Here is an 18,840-nt window from a genome sequence, read left to right as displayed (position 1 = left end):
GCCGGTTTCGGGTGTCGTTCAGGCGCGCAGGTGGGTGTGGATCGACTCCGCCAGCACCGAGCCGATGCCACGGACATCCGCTATTTCCGCCTCCGAAGCCACCTTGAGGCGCGCCACCGAACCGAAATGTTGCAACAAAACTTTCACCCGAGCCGGCCCGAGCCCCGCGACTTCACCCAGAATCGACGAGATGTCCTTTTTGCGGCGAATGCGCTGATGCGTGATGGCGAACCGATGGGCTTCGTCGCGGATGCGCTGGATCAGAAACAACGCGTCGCTGTTGCGGGGCAGAATGACCGGGTAGTCAGAGTCGGGCAGCCAGATTTCCTCGAGCCGCTTGGCGATCCCGCACAGCTGGATTCCGGTCACGCCCGATTCGGCCAGGGCGCGTTTGGCTGCGGCGACCTGCGGCTGGCCGCCGTCAACGATAAGCAGGTTGGGCAGGTACTTGAATTTGGCGCGCTTCTGCTCCACCTGGGCGATGTCGCTCAAATCGCCAGCGCCCGGTGAGGGATGTGATGCATCCGCAGCACCTGCCTCTGGCTTCAGGTAAGCAAGGCGTCGAGTGAGAATCTGATAAATCGAGTCGGTGTCGTCGGTTGATTCGGGAATGTTGAAGCGGCGGTATTCATCTTTTCGGGGTAACCCGTCTTCGAAGACGACCATGGACGCGACGATGTTCGTGCCACTCAGGTGCGACACGTCGTAGCACTCCATGCGCAGAGGAGCGTCCGGCATCTCGAGGGCGTCCTGAATGTCTTCGAGGGCCTTGGAGCGTGCGACGAAGTCCGAGCTGCGACGGGTTTTGTAGAGCATCAGCGCCTGCTTGGCGTTGTTGCTCGCTGTCACGAGCAGAGCAGCCTTCTCACCGCGTTGGGCGGCAACGAGCCGCACCTTGCGACCGGCCAGGTCAGCCAGCGACGCCTCGAGAGCCTCTGCGTCATCCGGCAGCTCCGGGAGCACGATTTCGCGCGGCGGCACTGCGTCGTGGTTATACGCCGTCTGCATCATGGAGTCGATGAGTTCACTCATGGTGACGTCGAGTTCCTTGTCGACCATCCACCCACGCACGCCGCGGATACGCCCACCGCGCACGATGAACAACTGCACGGCCGCCGCCAACTCGTCCTGCTCGATGGCGAACAGATCAATATCGACGTTGTCGCGCAGCACAACGGCGCTTTTCTCGAGTACGGCATTGAGTGCACGCACCTGATCACGGCGTTTGCCGGCGATTTCATACTGCTGCGCGGCCGCGGCGTCTTTCATCTCCTGGGTGAGGAGGTTGATGAGTTTCTTGTCGTGACTGCCCATGAAGCTCACGAACTCGTTGACGATCTTTCGGTGGTCCTCCATCGAAACCAAACCGGAACAGGGACCGAAGCAGCGTCCGATCTGGCCGGCGAAACATGGCTTGCCGCTCTGCATCGCCCGCTTGTAGTTGGCATTGTTGCAGGTGCGGATGGGGAAAGCCTTGAGCATGAGCTCAATGGTTTCGTGCACCGCCCACACCTTGGGGTATGGACCGAAATAGCGAGCACCCTTGATGCCTTCGGTGCGGGTGACCAGGGCGCGCGGCGCCTCGTCACCCAGCGTGACGGCGAGATACGGATAGGACTTATCGTCTTTGAACTGCACGTTGAAGGGCGGATCGAACTCGTTGATCCACATCCACTCGAGCTGCAGGGCCTCGACCTCGGTGCCGACGACCGTCCACTCGACCCCGGCCGCAGACGTCACCATGCGCCGGGTACGTTCGTGCAAGCTATGCAGCGGTGCGAAATAATTGCTCAGCCGCGCACGCAGGTTTTTAGCCTTGCCGACATAGAGGATGCGCCCGGTCGCGTCACGGAACCGGTACACCCCGGGGGTCGTAGGAATCTCGCCCGTTTTTGGGCGATAGCTTAGGGCATCAGACATGGATATTTGCCGCCTAGTCGGCAGCCAGGACCTCTTTCAGGAAGGTACCAGTGAAGCTCTTCTTGACCGTGGCGAGGTGTTCGGGCGTGCCGGTGGCGAGCACTTTGCCGCCGCCGGAGCCGCCTTCTGGTCCGAGGTCGATCACCCAGTCAGCGGACTTGATGACGTCGAGGTTGTGCTCGATGACAATGACGGTGTTGCCCTTGTCGACAAGGCTGTTGAGCACGAGCAGCAGTTTGCGTACGTCTTCGAAGTGCAGGCCCGTCGTGGGCTCGTCGAGAACATACACGCTGCGGCCGTTGGAGCGTCGCTGCAATTCGGTGGCGAGCTTCACCCGCTGGGCTTCGCCGCCGGAAAGTGTGGTGGCGCTTTGGCCGAGCCGCACGTAACCGAGGCCGACCTCGACCAGCGTTTTGAGAAAACGGTGGATCGACGAGATCGGTTCGAAGAAATCGGCCGCCTCGCTGATCGGCATGTCGAGCACCTCGGCGATGTTCTTGCCCTTGTAGTGCACGGTCAGGGTGTCGCGGTTGTACCGGTCTCCCCCACACACTTCACAGGCGACGTACACGTCGGGCAGAAAGTTCATTTCGATCTTGATCGTGCCATCGCCCGAGCACGCTTCGCAGCGCCCGCCCTTGACGTTGAAGCTGAACCGGCCGGGGAGGTAGCCGCGAGTCTTGGATTCGATGGTTTCCGAGAACAAAGTGCGGATCTTGTCGAACACGCCGGTGTACGTGGCCGGGTTGGAGCGCGGCGTGCGGCCGATCGGTGCCTGGTCGACATGGATTACCTTGTCCAGCTGCTCCAGCCCGGTAACCCTGGTGTGCTTACCTGGCAGCTTGCGTGCACCGTTGAGCCGGTTGGCGAGCACCCGGTAGAGGATATCGTTGACGAGCGAGGACTTGCCGGAGCCGCTCACCCCGGTGACAGCGGTGAATGTGCCGAGGGGGAAAGTCACCGAGACCTTCTGCAGGTTGTTCGCCTCCGCACCGGTGACGCCGATGAGTCGTTCCGGGTCGATCGGGCGGCGAGTTTTCGGCGTGGCGATGGACTTGCGCCCGGACAGGTAGTCTCCGGTGAGCGATTTGGTGTTGGCCAGCAGACCCTCGTAGGACCCGGAGTGCACGACGTGCCCGCCGTTGATCCCGGCGCCCGGCCCGATGTCAACGACCCAGTCGGCGGTTTTGATGGTGTCTTCGTCGTGCTCGACCACGATGAGCGTATTACCGAGGTCACGCAGGGTGACGAGCGTCTCGATCAGGCGGCGATTGTCGCGCTGGTGCAGGCCGATGCTCGGCTCATCGAGCACATAGAGCACCCCGGTGAGGCCGGAGCCGATCTGGGTCGCCAAGCGGATGCGCTGCGCCTCGCCACCGGAGAGGGTCGCCGCAGCACGAGCAAGGTTGAGATAGTTCAGCCCGACCCGAATAAGAAAGTCGAGGCGTGCCCGAATCTCGCGCAAGACCTGGGCGGCAATGGCCGCCTCGCGGTCGGTGAGCGTGAGCCGGTCCATGAATTCGCGTGCGTCGCTCAAGCTGAGCGCGCAGACATCCGCAATGCTCGCCTCGTGCACGAGTACGGCGAGCACTTCGGGCTTGAGCCGGGTGCCTTTGCAGACGTGGCAGTCAACCTCGCGCAGGTACTCGGACCAGCGCTGACGCTGGGTGTCGCTCTCGGCCTGCAGGTACTGGCGTTCGATGTAGGGAACGACGCCCTCAAAGCCCGAGGTGTAGCTCATCTCCCGGCCATAGCGGTTCTTCCACTTGACGCGCACCTCGAAGTTGTCACCGCGCATGACGGCGTTCTGTACCTCACTGGTCAGTTCACCCCAGGGGGTGTCGAGGGAGAAGTCGAGGTCACGGGCGAGGCCGTCGAGCAGTTTCTCGTAGTACTGGAACAGGCCCTTGCCCTGGGTGGTCCACGGCAGCACAACACCCTCGGCGATGCTCAAGTCGGGATCGCCGAGCAGCAGGTCTTCGTCGACCGACATGCGGGTGCCGAGACCGGAGCACTCGGGGCAGGCACCGAACGGAGCATTGAACGAGAAAGTGCGCGGCTCGATTTCGGTCAGCTGCACCGGGTGGTTGTTCGGGCAGGAGAGCTTTTCGGAATAGTTCTGCCAGGCCTTATCGCCTTCTTCGTCGAGAAAGTTGATCTGAACGAGTCCGTCGGTGAGCTTGAGCGCTGTTTCGAGCGAGTCGGTGAGGCGGGAAAGAAGCTCAGGGCCGGCGACGAGGCGGTCGACGATGACCGCGATATCGTGCTTCTGCTGTTTCTTGAGCGTGGGCGGTTCACTCAGCTGAATCTGCGTACCGTCGACGATCGCGCGGGAATATCCACCACCGGCGAGTTCCTGGAACAGGTCGACGAACTCGCCCTTCTTTTGCGAGATGATCGGGCTGACCACTTGATAGCGGATGCCCGCCTTCAGCTCCATGAGCTGGTCGGCGATCTGCTGTACGGTCTGGGACTGGATAATCTCACCACAGACGGCGCAGTGCGGCACACCGATGCGGGCCCAGAGCAGGCGCATGTAGTCGTAGATTTCCGTGATGGTCCCCACCGTGGACCGCGGGTTGCGGTTAGTCGATTTCTGATCGATCGAGACCGCCGGGCTCAGGCCCTCGATGAAGTCCACGTCGGGACGGTCAACCTGCCCGAGGAACTGCCGGGCATACGCTGAAAGCGACTCGACGTAGCGGCGCTGACCCTCGGCGAAAATGGTGTCAAAGGCCAGCGATGACTTGCCCGAACCCGAAAGCCCGGTGAAAACTACGAGCGAATCGCGCGGAATCTCCAGATCAACGTTGTGGAGATTGTGCACGCGGGCTCCGCGCACACTGAGTTTCGGACCTGTTTCTACCTTGGTAATCGACACTTTTCGATTCTATGCAACGCCGCTGACAGTGTCGTACAGGTACGCCCCCTGGCGCATACTTCCCCTCGGATTGCGCTCGTAGCATGTGCTTGGTCCACCGGCTACGGTTTCTTCGACTGCCGCGTCCATAAACTCGGGCGGCGACATCATCCGTGAAGTTGCCGAGTATGTATATACTCGATACTTAATATCTGTTGAAGTACCGGAGGTCGTATGTCTGTTCGCCAGAGTCTGCTCGCCATCCTGGACCAGGGGCCGTGCTACGGCTATCAGTTGCGGGCCGAATTCGACCGTCGCACCGGGTCGACCTGGCCGCTCAACGTCGGTCAGATCTACAACACCCTGGATCGGCTCGAGCGGGACGGCCTGGTGCAGAAGGCAGACATCGACGCCGATGGCCAGAACTACGTCGAGATAACGGATGCCGGCCGCGCTGAGGTCGCCGAGTGGCTCGGCTCCCCCGTGGTGCGCACCATGGCCACCCGCGACGAGCTCGCCATCAAACTCGCGATCGCCGTGACGCTGCCGGGCGTTGACATCGCTCGGGTGATTCAGGTGCAGCGCACCCAGGCGATGCGCACCCTGCAGGAGCTGACCCGCACCAAGAACGCGACCGCCGACCCGGAATCCTCCGAGCAGCTGGCCTGGCTCCTGGTGATCGACTCCCTCATTTTCGCGGCCGAGGCCGAGGCGCGCTGGCTCGACCATTCGGAGCACCGGCTCGCTCGGGCGCGGGCCGCCGGCCTCGCCGCGCCTCTGCCGCTCAACACCGCGGTGCCCAAGCGCGGCCGCCCGGCCAAGACGACGGCGGCCAGCGCATGACTGACAGCGACATTCTGCTGCAGCTCGACGGCGTGTCGATGCAGTATGGCCGCGGTGAGACCGCGATCACCGCGCTGGCGGGGGTCGACCTGTCGGTGCGCCGCGGCGAACTCGTGGCGGTGATGGGGGCATCCGGTTCGGGGAAATCGACCCTGTTGACCGTGGCCGGCGGGCTCACCCCGCCGACGGCCGGTGAGGTCGTCGTCGAGGGGCACTGGCTGAGCCAGCTTTCCTCTCGGGAGCTCGCCGTGCTTCGCCGGCGCAGCCTCGGCTTCGTGTTTCAGGATTTCAACCTGATTCCCTCGTTGACCGCGCTCGAAAATGTTAGTCTGCCGCTCGAACTCGACGGGTGGACGTCGAAGAAGGCGCACCGTCCAGCCCTCGATGCGCTCAATATCGTCGAACTCGGGGACCGGGCCGGTCATTTTCCCTCGGATTTGTCGGGCGGCCAGCAGCAGCGCGTGGCGATCGCCCGCGCCGTCGTCGGTGGCCGGTCGCTGATTCTGGCCGATGAGCCCACCGGCGCCCTCGACAGCTCGACCGGTGAGCTCGTGCTGCGGATGCTCCGCTCGCGAGTCGACGCCGGTGCCGGCGGCATTCTCGTCACCCACGATGCCCGCCACGCGGCCTGGGCGGACCGGATCGTCTTTCTGCGCGATGGGCGGATCGTGGACGAGTCGCGGGCATCCGCTGTAACAAGCTTGCTGAGCGGACTGCCGGCATGAGTGTCGAACCGAGTTCGCTCGCTGGCGGGCGATCGGGATCTACTCGAGTCGCGTTTCGGATCGCCCGGCGGATGGCCGGGCAGTCCCCGGGTCGCAGCGCGCTGATCGCACTGCTGGTGGCCATTCCCGTGCTCGGCCTGGTGGGAATCACGACGGTGACCGCGAGCAACGTCGCGACGCCCGCTGAGCGCGTTGTACTCGAACTTGGGTCGACTGAGGCGCGTGTCATGATCGCCGCAGCACCCGACCCGAAGTTCACCCAAGACCCGGTCAATGACCGGTATTCGGGTTACAGCGATCAGGCGAGCCGTGCCGACGCCGCGCAGTCGATCGAGCCGACGCCGGTCACCGCCGCCTCGCTGTTCCCCGCTGGCACCCACCTGCTGTCCATCCGGGAGACGAACGTCGTCGCGGAGACGAAGGACGGGCTCGGCTCGTTCAATGCCGTGCAGGGCCAGCCCTGGGACCCATCGTTTGCCGGCAAATACGACGTGACATCTGGTTCGGCCCCGACCAACGACGGCGAGATCATGGTGACCGCCGCAGCGCTCGACCGCCTCGGAGCACAAATCGGGTCGACGGCCGTCATGACCGCGCCCGTTGCCGCATCATTCACCATCGTCGGCACGATTCGTTACGCCTATTCTGACGACAGCATCGTGGCGTTCTACGGTATGCCCGGCGTCTTCGACGGCGTCATGCCCGATGATGCCGATCTGCAGACCGAGTGGTACTTGCCCGACACCCCACTCACCTGGAGCCAGATCGGTCAACTCAACCCACGCGGGGCGACCGTGCTTTCACGCACGGTGCTGCTTGACCCCCCGCCCGCAGGCAGCTCCCCTTTTAATAGCAGCTTCTCCCGCGACTTCGAAAATCTCTTTATCGCTCTGCTCGGCGGGTTCGCCCTGTTCGAGGTGGCGCTGCTCGCTGGGGCCGCATTCACAGTTGGCGCGCGCACCCAGCAGCGCACCCTCGCGACCCTCGCGAGCGTCGGCGGCGACAAAAGAATGCTGTTTCGCGTCATGTCCTTCGGCGGCGTCATTCTCGGCGCTCTCGGAGCGGCACTGGGAACGGTGCTCGGCCTCGCTGGTGCGTGGATCTTCATGCAGATTTCGGCGAACGGCAGCGCGGCCCGATATCCGGGTTTCCACCTCGATCGGGTGTCCCTGCTCGTCATCGCGGTCTTCGCCGTGCTCGCCGGCTGGTGTGCAGCGGCGGTTCCGGCGCGGGCTGCTGGCCGGATCGACGTTCTGGCGGCGCTGCGCGGCACCCAGCGCCCGCCACGAGCAACGCTTCGCCGACCAGCGGCCGGGCTCGTTCTGTTGGCCATCGGTGCGGTCATCGCCGTCACCGGCGGGTTGATCGAGCTCGCCGCCTACGTGCCCACCTACCGCCAGGGCCTGGCCACCCTCGGAATTTGGCTCATCGTTGGCGGCCCGGTGATCATGCAGATCGGCGCGGTGTTCGTCGCTCCGCTGATTCTGCGGTGGGCGGCGCGGGTCGCCTCGAGGGTCGGACCGGCCGCCCGCTTGGCGACCCGGGATGTCGCCCGCAATCCGGGGCGCAGCGTTCCGGCGATCGCCGCCATCATGAGCTGCGTTTTCGTCGCCACGTTCGCGATGAGTCTCGTGTCGACCTTCCAGCTGAATTCGACCAAGAACTACGTTTTCGGTGCCCCGCTCGACACGGCGTGGGTGAGTCTGAGCACCTCTCTCGACGTTCCACCGTACGGCCATGTATTGCAGACCGCGGGGCCCGAAGTCGTTGCGGCCGTCGACAGCAGTTTTCCCAGCGCCCAGGCCCGCCTCTTGAGCAGCGCCGAGGACCCGCCAATGGGTTTCGGAGAGACGGATGCCCAAACGAGTGGGAGCGCCGCTGCTGAGCCGACCTTCGCGTTACCGCGGCTCGACCCCGGCGCGGTGTGTCCGAGTGATGCCAGTCGGCTGGGCTCGAACCCGGAGGCGGAAAACCGCGCCGACACCCGGTGCCCCACTCCCTACTATCTCGACACGTTCACGATGTCGAGCAGGAACGACCACATCTGGGTTGGCGATCTGGCGGACTTCGCCGCGATTCTCGGAGAGCCGGTCTCGACCGAGTCCCGGGCAACGCTCGCCGCCGGTGGAGCTGTCGCCACCTACGCACAATACGTGGTCGACGACAGCATTCAGATCGACTGGATCACCGAGCTCAACTCCACCCTGAAGCCGGCGCGCAGCCTGACGCTGGCCGGGAGCGTGCAGGAGCCGCAGCATCCACTGCCCTACGCCGTGTTCATGCTGACTTCCACAGCCGACGATGTAAACCTCGAGTACCGGCCGTCGATGGTCGTCAGCAGTATCGGCGCTGCCCCGACCCAAGCCGAATTCGACCACGCCCAGGGTGCCCTCGCCGCGATCTCACCGAAGTTTTCTCTCATAAGCGAATCAGGCCCACAGACCTATGGAGCGTCGTGGACCTGGGCCCTGCTCGCTCTCACGGCGATCATCGCCCTGGTCACGGCGTCGATCACGATCGGACTCGCCCGCGCTGACGGGCACCGGGACAACGCGGTGCTCACCTCGCTCGGGGCGTCCCCGCGGGTGCGCCGGGCGTTCGGGTTCTGGCAGGCGGTGGTGATCGTCGGCCTCGGCAGCGTCATCGGGGTGCTGCTCGGGCTGGTTCCCTCGCTCGCGCTGTCACTGACCCGCGACACCGCGGGCCTTTCCTTGCTGCCGTTCACTCCCCCGTGGCTGCAACTCGCGCTGATCGTGGTGGCGCTTCCGGCGGTCGTCGCGGTCGGCGGTGCCCTCACGGCCGGCGGAAACCGCACCCGGTTCAGTAATCGGGCCGCGTTCGACTGAATTGACCGGCCGGGGATCGGGCATCCGCTCTCGCGGCACTCGTTTAGGATCGCCGCACTCGTTACAACGAAAACGGCGAGACCAAACGAGTGCCACGACGCTCTGGCCCGCGCCGCCTCGGGACGGACACCGGCTCGCGGCACCCGTTCGGGATCGCGGCCCCCCTAAGAACGCGTGCTGCGACCCTCAACAGGTGCCGCGAGAGCAGGGCTCGGCGTAGGCACCCTGTTCGAAGGCACGCTTGCACGGTTACTGCAGGTGGCCGGCCTTCTCCATTTGTCGCAGTTCACGCTTGAGCTCGGAGAGCTCATCGCGCAGGCGCGCGGCGAGCTCGAACTTCAGCTCCCCCGCAGCCTCGAGCATCTGCGAGTTGAGATCGGCGATGATCGATTCGAGGTCGTTGGCGCCGTTCGCGGCGAGGCCGACCCGCCGGTTGGGACTGGAACTCTTGCGCCGAGCATCTCGGCCGGCGAGAAGTTCGGCGGTGTCCGCCTCCTCTCGGGCGAGGGCCTCGGTGATGTCACCGATGCGTTTGCGCAGCGGCGTCGGGTCGATGCCGTGCAGGGTGTTGTATGCGACCTGCTTCTCCCGGCGACGGTCGGTCTCGTCGATCGCTTTCGCCATGGATGCCGTCAGTCGGTCGGCGTACATGTGTACCTCGCCGGAAACGTTGCGGGCGGCTCGACCGATGGTCTGGATGAGGGACGTGGCCGAGCGCAGAAACCCTTCTTTGTCGGCATCGAGGATAGCGACGAGGGATACCTCGGGCAGGTCGAGGCCTTCGCGCAGCAGGTTGATGCCGACCAGCACATCGTAAATACCCGCACGGAGCTCGGTGAGGAGCTCGACTCGACGCAGGGTGTCGACGTCGGAATGGAGGTAGCGTACGCGCACCCCCGCTTCGGTGAGAAAGTCGGTGAGGTTCTCGGCCATTTTCTTGGTGAGCGTTGTGACCAGCACGCGTTCATTGCGTTCGGTGCGCTTTTTGATTTCTTCAAGCAGGTCGTCGATCTGTCCGGCGCTCGGCTTGACGATGATCTGGGGATCGATCAAGCCGGTCGGGCGGATGATCTGTTCGACGATGCCATCGGCGATACCCATCTCGTACTTGCCCGGCGTGGCCGACAGGTACACGGTCTGACCTACTCGGTTCTTGAACTCGTTGAACTTGAGCGGTCGATTGTCCAGCGCGCTCGGCAGCCGAAAGCCGTGGTCGACCAGGGTGCGCTTTCGCGAGGAATCCCCCTCGTACATGGCACCGATCTGTGGCACGGTCACGTGCGACTCATCGATGACCATGAGAAAGTCGTCGGGAAAGTAGTCGAGCAGGCAGTGCGGTGCCTCCCCCGGCTCACGCGCATCAATGTGACGGGAGTAGTTCTCGATGCCGGAGCAGAACCCGATTTGCTCCATCATCTCGAGGTCGAAGGTGGTGCGCATGCGCAGACGCTGGGCTTCGAGTAGCTTGCCCTCACGTTCGAGCACCTCGAGGCGTTCAGCAAGTTCGATCTCGATGGTGCCGATGGCACGGCGCATGACGTCGTCGCTTGCGACATAGTGCGACCCGGGAAAAACAGATACCGAATCGAGTTTCTTGACGATGTCACCGGTGAGTGGATGCAGGCTGTAGAGCCCCTCAATCTCATCGCCGAACATCTCGATGCGAATAGCGAGCTCTTCGTACATCGGGATGATCTCGATCGTGTCGCCGCGTACGCGAAAATTGCCTCGCGAAAAATCGACATCGTTTCGTTTGTATTGCATAGCTACGAATTTGCGTGCCAACCAGTCGCGGCTGACTTTCTGGCCTATCTGCAGCGCGATCATGGCGTCGAGATAGCCTTGCGGCGTGCCGAGCCCGTAGATGCACGACACGGTGGACACCACGATGACGTCGCGGCGGCTCAGCAGCGAATTGGTGGTGGAGTGCCGCAGCCGTTCGACCTCCTCATTGATCGAGGAGTCCTTTTCGATAAACGTGTCGGTCTGCGGAACGTAGGCCTCGGGCTGGTAGTAGTCGTAGTACGAGACGAAGTACTCGACCGCGTTGTTGGGCATCAGGTCGCGAAATTCGTTGACCAACTGAGCCGCGAGAGTCTTGTTGTGGGCAAGCACGAGCGTCGGGCGTTGCACCTGCTCGATCAGCCAGGCAGTTGTGGCTGACTTGCCGGTACCGGTGGCTCCAAGCAGAACGATGTCGGTTTCTCCGGCATTGATGCGGGCGGTCAGGTCGGCGATGGCGGACGGCTGGTCGCCGCTCGGGGTGTACTCACTGACCACTTCAAACGGGTTCACAGAGCGCGTGGGTTCCATGCCCTCATTGTACAAAGGGGGTCTGACAGTCAGCCTTCGTAGGTGGACTATGGCGTGGGGGCATCGTCGATCTCTTCACCCGCGCCAGCTTCACCCGCGCCAGCTTCGGCCGCCCGTACCCGAGTCCACAATGCGTCGACCTGGGACAGAGTCGCTTCGACGGTGCCGTTGTTGTCGATGACGACATCAGCCAGGGCGAGGCGGTCCGCGTCACTCGCTTGCGCGGCAATGCGGTGGGTAGCTTCCTCACGCGACAGTCCACGTAACGCCACCATGCGCTCGATTCGGGTCTCAGCATCTGCATGCACGACAACGATCAGATCGAACGTGACCAGACCGCCGGCGATGGCCTCGGCCAGGAGCGGAACGTCGTACACGACGATAACGTGCGGGTCGGCGGCGACCGCGGCGGCGACCCGATCGCGAGTGAGCCGCCGTACCGCCGGATGCGTGATGGCGTTCAGCCGCTCCCTCTGGCGCGCGTCGGTGAAAATGATGGCGCCCAGCGCTGGTCGATTCAGCGTGCCATCATTCAGCAGGATCGTGTCGCCGAACTCCGCGACGATTGCGGCGAGGCCGGGCGTTCCAGGTTCGACCACTTGACGGGCCAGCTGGTCGGCGTCGATTCCGATGGCACCCCAGGAAGCAAGGCGCTTCGCCACGGTGCTCTTGCCCGACGCGATTCCGCCGGTCAGTCCAATCAGATACATTCCGCCATGCTATCCGCTGCGCCGTCGGCGCCGAGCGGAGGCGACCCCCTGCATCAACACCGCCCTGCGTGCATCGGTCTACCCGAGGGCTCGCTGAATCTCGGCCAGCAGTTCCGCACGGTCGATGTCAGGCTCGTTCACCTCGACCACAACCTTGTTTTGGGCCGCTGTCCAGCGTGTCCTGGTTGACGGTTTCTTCATCCTGGTCGACAACGAGGATGGTGCGCGTCTGCGGCCGATCCGGACGGAGACCCAGCAGGGCGAGTGAGGTCTGCAGCTCGGCTGGCTGGAGTGGTTTCTCCAGAACGGCAGCAGCCCCCCGGCTCAGCGCCATGCCCATGTCCGTCAGGCCATCGATGATGATGACCGGTGCGGATGCCAGCCCCAGCGCATCGTGCAGTTTCAGCAGGAATTTCCAACCGTCCATTCCAGGAAGGTGCACGTCGAGGGTGATCAGCCTCAGCGGAACGCGCCGAGCGATCTCGAGAGCTTCCTCGCCGTTCGCAACCGTGATCACCCGAAATCCTTCCGTCTCCAGGAGCAGCCGCAGGAGCTCGGCCGATTGGGGATCGTTCTCGACGACAAGCGCCGTCGAGTGACTCTGCATGGTGATGCTGCAGACGATGGATTCAGTGAGGCTGGGCGGCGCTGCGTCGACGGCAGCGGGGCCTCCCGTGCTGTCTGAGGGATGAAAACTATTCATGAAATTCTCCGATGGGGCTGTGGTTCGTGGAACTGGTGTGCACGGGCGAATTCATCCAGAAAACAGGTTCTCGTGGGGAAGTTGGAGGTGCGCGGCAATCCTGAAGATATCGGGACGCGCCAAAGAGGAGAAAATATCCTCACTATCAGGTATAGCACGAAGTTTCAGAGGTCCGCGGTCAGCCCGAGCACGACCGCGACGGATACCCAGCGCCTGTGGCATCCGGCTCAACCGCAGGTGTTACGTCAACCGTGGGTGTCGGATCCGTCGGTTACACGACACAGCGGGCCGCACCCCGAAGGATGCAGCCCGCTGTTGGGGATGTAGCTGTGGTGCTAGTTGCCGCCGGAGAGCTTCTCGCGGAGAGCCGCGAGTGCTTCGTCGTCGGCGAGCGTGCCGGCACCAGCCGACTCGCTCGAGAAGGCCGATCCAGCCGGTGCGACGTCGCTGGGGGCAGCGATCTCGTCGTTCGCGGTCGAAACCTGCTTCTTGTGGGCTTCCCAGCGAGCCTGGGCAGCAGCGTAGTCCTGCTCCCACTTTTCGCGCTGCTCGTCGAAGCCTTCGCGCCACTCGTTGGTCTCGGAATCGAAGCCTTCGGGGTACTTGTACTGGCCCTTGTCGTCGTACTCGGTGAGCATTCCGTAGAGCGCCGGGTCGAACTCGGTACCGTCGGGGTCGACGCCATCGTTGGCCTGCTTGAGGCTGAGCGAGATGCGGCGACGCTCGAGGTCGATGTCGATGACCTTCACGAAGACCTCGTCGCCGACCGAGACAACCTGCTCGGCGAGCTCGACGTGCTTGCCGGAGAGCTCGCTGATGTGAACGAGGCCCTCGATGCCCTCGGCTACGCGAACGAACGCGCCGAACGGAACGAGCTTGGTGACCTTACCCGGTGCAACCTGGCCGATGGCGTGGGTGCGTGCGAATACCTGCCACGGGTCTTCCTGCGTTGCCTTGAGGGACAGCGAGACACGCTCGCGCTCGAGGTCAACTTCGAGGATCTCGACGGTGACTTCCTGGCCAACTTCAACGACCTCGCTGGCGTGCTCGATGTGCTTCCAGCTGAGCTCGGAAACGTGAACCAGACCATCGACGCCGCCGAGGTCGACGAACGCACCGAAGTTGACGATCGAGGAGACGACGCCCTTGCGGACCTGTCCCTTCTGAAGGTTGTTGAGGAACGTGGTGCGGCTTTCGCTCTGCGTCTGCTCGAGCAGGGCGCGACGTGACAGCACAACGTTGTTGCGGTTCTTGTCGAGCTCGAGGATCTTCGCTTCGATCTCCTGGCCCAGGTACGGGGTCAGGTCGCGAACACGACGAAGTTCGATGAGCGATGCCGGCAGGAAGCCGCGCAGGCCGATGTCGACGATGAGTCCACCCTTGACGACCTCGATGACCGAACCGGTGACAACACCGTCGGACTCCTTGATCTTCTCGACGTCGCCCCATGCACGCTCGTACTGAGCCCGCTTCTTGGACAGGATGAGGCGGCCTTCTTTGTCTTCTTTCTGAAGAACGAGGGCCTCGACCAGGTCGCCGACCTTGACAACCTCAGAAGGGTCGACGTCGTGCTTGATGGAGAGTTCGCGGGAGGGAATGACACCCTCGGTCTTGTACCCAACGTCGAGGAGAACCTCGTCGCGGTCGATCTTCACAACGGTGCCTTCGATGAGGTCTCCGTCGTTGAAGAATTTCAGAGTCTTTTCGACCGCGGCAAGAAAGTCTTCAGCAGATCCAATGTCGTTGATGGCGACCTGCTTGGGTGCCCGTTCGGTCGTTGCGATTGTCATGTAGTAGTTGCTCCAGGATGGACAAAATCGGGCCATACGCGAAAAAATCGTGCAAGTGTTGAGGATGCTCAGCGGCAAAAACCCGGGGAACACTCCGCGCATGGCAGCGGATAGGCGTCACGATTGTGACACTTCAGTTTAGCCACCCTGAGCGACGAGGAGCAACTCGGTGTCCAGCGCGGCTGCCCTGCCGCCGGAAAGCTGCTATGGAACGACCATGATCTGCCCGGCGGCGCCGCGTTCAGCGTCTGTCATGGCGTGCGTCACAAATGGATAGGTACCTGCTTCAGAAAAGCTCAGCTCCACAAACCCGCCCTGCGCCGGCGCGAGCGCCAGCGTCTGACTGCCGCCGGTGCCGGTGCTGCCGCCGTCACGCAGCAGATATTCACCCTCCACGTACACCGTGTCGAACTGGCCCCCGACGATGTGGAAGGAACTCGCCAGGTTGGGCCCGGCATCGATTACCCAGAAGCGGATGCGCTCGCCCACCTTCGCGCGGAGCGGCTGATCCTGATATTGGTTGGCATAACCGTTGAAGACAACGAGGTCGGGGGCGGCGGCGGCAATCTTGTCGGAACCTGCAACGCCTCCCTGCGGCCCGAGGTAGAACTCAGACTGGACCAGCAGGTATTCCCGGTCGACCGGGTCGAGTCCGGCGGGATCGATGACGACCGCCCCGAACATGCCGTTGGCGATGTGCAGCGACATCGGCATCGTGGAGCAGTGGTACAGCCAGACCCCGGACCGCGTGGCGGTGAAGGAATACTCGAGGGTTTCGCCCGGATCGATCGTGCGCATGGGACCGTCGGGGGCGAGCGCGCCGGCGTGGAAGTCGAGGGAGTGGCCGATCGAGGCCTCGTTGACCAGGGTGATCGTGAAGGTGTCGCCGACTTTTCCGCGCAGGGTCGGGCCTGGCGCAGTGCCGTTGAACGGCCACAGTGTCTGGGTCACTGCTGGGGCGACCTCGATCTCGGTGTCGCCGACCCGGAACGTGTAATCGTGGTGGGTTTCGGCCGATGCAGGCAGCAGGGCGGCATCGCGCGCCACGAATCCCGGCGAGGGCGGAGACTGGGCTCCGAGGTCGTCGGCGGCGGATGCTTCCGAGTCCGTCGCACCGGATCCGGCGTGGTCGGCCGCAGCATCCGTCGCTGCGGACCCCGTGACGACGATCTGCAGCACCATGCCCATCTGGCGGTGGCCGGCAATGGAACACCAGCCTTCACTGCCGGCGGCCATGATTCCGGCGTCGACGATGACGGTCTCCTCCGGCGCGACCCGGCCCGAGGTCAACCCATTCGCGAGGGTGAGGTCATGCACGGCGGTGTCGCCGTTGGTGACGGTGAGTTCGAGCCGGTTGCCGGAGGGTACCGTCAGGATTGACGGTGAGAACCGCATGTCCAGCATGGTCACGGTCGCCTCGGTGACCTCGCCCGAGGCGATGCTCGCGTTGGCGCCCTGAGTGGTGAGCGACGCCGTACCGACCCCGGCCGTGACCGGGTCGAGTGCGATACCCGCGGTGACGGCCAGAACGAGAGCGCCGACCGCGGCGGCGGCCATCCCACTGCGCGTGCGGCGCGGGCCCACCGCACCTGCCGGGACCGCTGTGAGCCCGGCGACCGGAGCGGACCCGGCACGGGAGCGGATGCGCCCGCCCGCCGCGACCGCGCGCACCAGCAGTACCAGAAAGCTCAGCAGCACCCCGAACACCAACAGGGACAGCACGACCTTGACCAGGCTCGGTACCGGCAGGAGGTACAGCACGATGCCGCCGTTGGTGACGAGCAGGCGAAACAGCGGCGCCCGGTTGAGTTCGAGGGCGGCAGCCCTACCGGCTTGCGGTCCGCCGCCGGAAACCATCGGAACCAGGTAGCTGAGGGCGCCGAGCAGCAGTTGCGCACTGAAGCCGGCCAGCAACGGAATCACCAGCCAGCCGAGGCGGGCGACGGCGTCGGCCGGGGTGGCCGCGGTCGCGACCACGACACCGAGCGCCGCAACACTGAATGCGAGCCAGGCCATTGAGGCGGCGAGGCTCCAGCCGGCGAAAGTCGTCGGTGGCGCGTGCCGGGCCTGCCGCACGGCCTCCCGCGTGACGGGTACGAGTCCGAGCAGGTAGAGCACGCTGCCGGCCCCGACACCGAGCGGCACTCCGGCCAGGCTGGCGCCGGCGACGACCGTTACGCCGGCGGTGAGTAAGGGAAGGGCGGTGCGGGCGGCGGCATCCGTTCCATCACCGAGCCGGGTACGCAGCACCGTGGGCCAGAGCAAAAGCAAAGTTCCCACCGCGGTCAGACCGACCCAGCCGAGCACGTTCAGGGCAATGTGCGCCACGTAGAGGCGAGCGTGCAGGTCGCCGCCCGTCCCCGGGTTCGCCATCCAGATGCCGAGGCCTACCCCACCGAAGAGACTCACCGCGGCGACGACGTAGTAACGCACGAGCGAACCGAAGCGGGTGGGTTTCGCCCGGCGGAGCTCGCCGCCCAGAAGGACCGCATGCAGCACCGCAACCGCGCCGACCAACACGCCGCCCACGAGCACCACGACGAACAGGTTCAAAATCATGCCGATCATCACGAGAATGGCCCCAAGCGTGTGCCCGACCAAGCGAACGATCAGCGACCGGCGCCCATCGAGTGCCGGCCGTCGCACCAGGGTATCGGCGAAATGCTGGCTCCAGATGATGATCGCCGTACTGACTGCGCCGAGCAGCAAAAGATGCACCATGAGCCAGTTGGCAACCCGAATGCCCTGATGGGCCAGAACAACGACGCCGAGTACGGCGAGCCAGGCGGCGATGACGGCGTTGGTCTGCAGATACCACGTGTTGCGGGCATGCACGCGGGCCGAGACGAGACTCATCATCGATCTTTCCGAACGGGCCTCGCGGGTTTAGCCTGCTGTACCGGGCCGAGCACCGCGGAGACCACAGCGATGACGATGAACAGCAGCAGGGCTGTGATGTTGAGTGATCCGCCCAGCTGTAGCAGGTGGGGCAAGCCGCGCGCATCGCCGAACAGCACCCGCAGCACGAGCGAGGCGTGCAGCAGAGCTACGGGTAGGTACATGATCGGCCGATACGGTAGCGGGCGGTGCAGCACCGCCGGCAGAATGACGGGCGCGTGCGCCATGATCATCGAGAGCGTGAACCCCAGCAGTACCGCATGGATGACTGCGTCGTAGGTCGCGCCGCTCGTCGCGGCGCCTTCGACGAGCCAGATTCCGCCGGCGACGACCAGCCAGGCATACCCGCTGAGCAAGCAAGCTGCCATGTACCTCGGAAGCCCGAACGACCCCAGCGTGCGGCGTGCGACGTCGTGCAGAAACAGCCAGCAGACCACCCAGAAAAGGGCCATTCCAAACAACGGGTAGCCAAATGCGGGCACGCACAGGGCGAGCGAGACGCATCCGGTCAACGATAGCGACGCCCACAGCAGGCCTCGTCCGGGATGGGTGCCGCGCAGGGTCAACCGCGCGAGTTCGAGGCGTTCGCCGGCGATGGTGAGCACGAGGAAGGCGCTGAACGCCGGGATCAGGTGGGCAACGGGAACGTTGGCGAGCCAGAGAATCGCGGCGACTTGGAGGTTGACGCCGCCGAGGAACTGGATCGCGATGGCTGTCATCGCCTGCCGTCGCCAGATGCTGCGGTAGATCAGCAGCAGGCCGAGCGCACCGACCGCGATCGCGGTACGTCCGAGCCAGGACGGCAGCGGCGCCAGCACGAGCAGGCTGCCGAGGCCGAGCAAGGCCGGGGCGGTGAACGCCCACCACCTCTTGATGGCGACGGCCCGTTCCAGCACAATCAGGGTACCCACGAAACCGAAAACCATCAGCGCACCGTGGGACGCGGCGACGCGGTCGGCGAGCGGCGGAACGTCGAAGCCGAGCAGGGCCGTCGCCGCGTATAGCCCAAGCAGCAGCGACGCCCCGGCTGGAGCCAAAAACAAAAAACGGATGCCCGTTCGATCAATGACGGCGCGGCGGGACTTCGGCCGAACCTGCACTGGAGCGGTGACGCCCGTCACTTGCTCCGGCGGAGATACAGAGCAGGTATCGAACGGGGACGACTCGGGGGGACGCACCTGTTCAGTTTACCGAGCCCTATATGCTCACTGAGGACTGCGTCACCCCTGCCC

The 18,840-nt window shown here is 64.2% G+C and carries 11 protein-coding genes; 3 read left to right on the top strand and 8 right to left on the bottom strand.

All coding sequences use genetic code 11. The features are described from left to right. Window positions 1-18: 18 nt before the first annotated feature. Window positions 19-1,920 (bottom strand): excinuclease ABC subunit UvrC, encoded by a 1,902-nt coding sequence (uvrC, locus tag E3T27_RS09095; RefSeq protein WP_134572306.1) that lies wholly within the window; start codon window positions 1,918-1,920, stop codon window positions 19-21. Window positions 1,921-1,933: 13 nt separating this feature from the next. Next, complete coding sequence (gene uvrA / locus E3T27_RS09090; RefSeq protein WP_104197972.1) at window positions 1,934-4,801, bottom strand: excinuclease ABC subunit UvrA; 2,868 nt, start codon at window positions 4,799-4,801, stop codon at window positions 1,934-1,936. A gap of 213 nt (window positions 4,802-5,014) precedes the next feature. Here uvrA and E3T27_RS09085 point away from each other — a divergent pair, with 213 nt between their 5' ends. Genes E3T27_RS09085 through E3T27_RS09075 form a run of 3 tightly spaced genes read left to right on the top strand, consistent with a single transcriptional unit; the run spans window position 5,015 to window position 9,194 of the window. Next, complete coding sequence (locus E3T27_RS09085) at window positions 5,015-5,623, top strand: PadR family transcriptional regulator (protein WP_134572305.1); 609 nt, start codon at window positions 5,015-5,017, stop codon at window positions 5,621-5,623. After that, window positions 5,620-6,348 (top strand): ABC transporter ATP-binding protein, encoded by a 729-nt coding sequence (locus E3T27_RS09080; protein WP_104197970.1) that lies wholly within the window; start codon window positions 5,620-5,622, stop codon window positions 6,346-6,348. Before E3T27_RS09085 ends, E3T27_RS09080 begins: the two co-directional genes overlap by 4 nt. Further along, window positions 6,345-9,194 carry an FtsX-like permease family protein gene (locus E3T27_RS09075; RefSeq protein WP_134572304.1) on the top strand — a complete coding sequence of 950 codons (2,850 nt, stop codon included), beginning with the start codon at window positions 6,345-6,347 and terminating at the stop codon, window positions 9,192-9,194. Before E3T27_RS09080 ends, E3T27_RS09075 begins: the two co-directional genes overlap by 4 nt. A gap of 249 nt (window positions 9,195-9,443) precedes the next feature. Here the strand turns inward: E3T27_RS09075 and uvrB are convergent, their stop codons facing one another. The 6 genes from uvrB to E3T27_RS09045 all read right to left on the bottom strand — a co-directional run bounded on the left by uvrB (window position 9,444) and on the right by E3T27_RS09045 (window position 18,729). Then, window positions 9,444-11,507 carry an excinuclease ABC subunit UvrB gene (gene uvrB / locus E3T27_RS09070; protein WP_134572303.1) on the bottom strand — a complete coding sequence of 688 codons (2,064 nt, stop codon included), beginning with the start codon at window positions 11,505-11,507 and terminating at the stop codon, window positions 9,444-9,446. A 47-nt stretch (window positions 11,508-11,554) separates the two neighbouring features. Next, window positions 11,555-12,217, bottom strand: a complete 663-nt coding sequence (coaE, locus tag E3T27_RS09065; RefSeq protein ID WP_134572302.1) for a dephospho-CoA kinase — start codon at window positions 12,215-12,217, stop codon at window positions 11,555-11,557. Between the two features lie 127 nt (window positions 12,218-12,344). Continuing rightward, complete coding sequence (locus E3T27_RS09060) at window positions 12,345-12,920, bottom strand: response regulator (RefSeq protein ID WP_134572301.1); 576 nt, start codon at window positions 12,918-12,920, stop codon at window positions 12,345-12,347. A 335-nt stretch (window positions 12,921-13,255) separates the two neighbouring features. Continuing rightward, a complete protein-coding gene (rpsA, locus tag E3T27_RS09055; RefSeq protein ID WP_092448535.1) occupies window positions 13,256-14,710 on the bottom strand; it encodes a 30S ribosomal protein S1 in 1,455 nt (484 codons plus the stop codon). A 204-nt stretch (window positions 14,711-14,914) separates the two neighbouring features. Beyond that, on the bottom strand, window positions 14,915-17,569 hold the full coding sequence (locus E3T27_RS09050) for a multicopper oxidase domain-containing protein (protein WP_241992187.1): 2,655 nt from the start codon (window positions 17,567-17,569) through the stop codon (window positions 14,915-14,917). Next, complete coding sequence (locus tag E3T27_RS09045; RefSeq protein ID WP_198416514.1) at window positions 17,566-18,729, bottom strand: hypothetical protein; 1,164 nt, start codon at window positions 18,727-18,729, stop codon at window positions 17,566-17,568. Before E3T27_RS09045 ends, E3T27_RS09050 begins: the two co-directional genes overlap by 4 nt. Between the last annotated feature and the right edge of the window lie 111 nt (window positions 18,730-18,840).

Origin of the sequence: Cryobacterium lyxosi (assembly GCF_004403345.1) — a bacterium.
In the GTDB taxonomy this organism is placed as follows: Bacteria; Actinomycetota; Actinomycetes; order Actinomycetales; family Microbacteriaceae; genus Cryobacterium; species Cryobacterium lyxosi.
The sequence above is the reverse complement of the archived record's forward strand: the minus strand, read 5'-3'. Positions and strand labels throughout refer to the sequence as shown.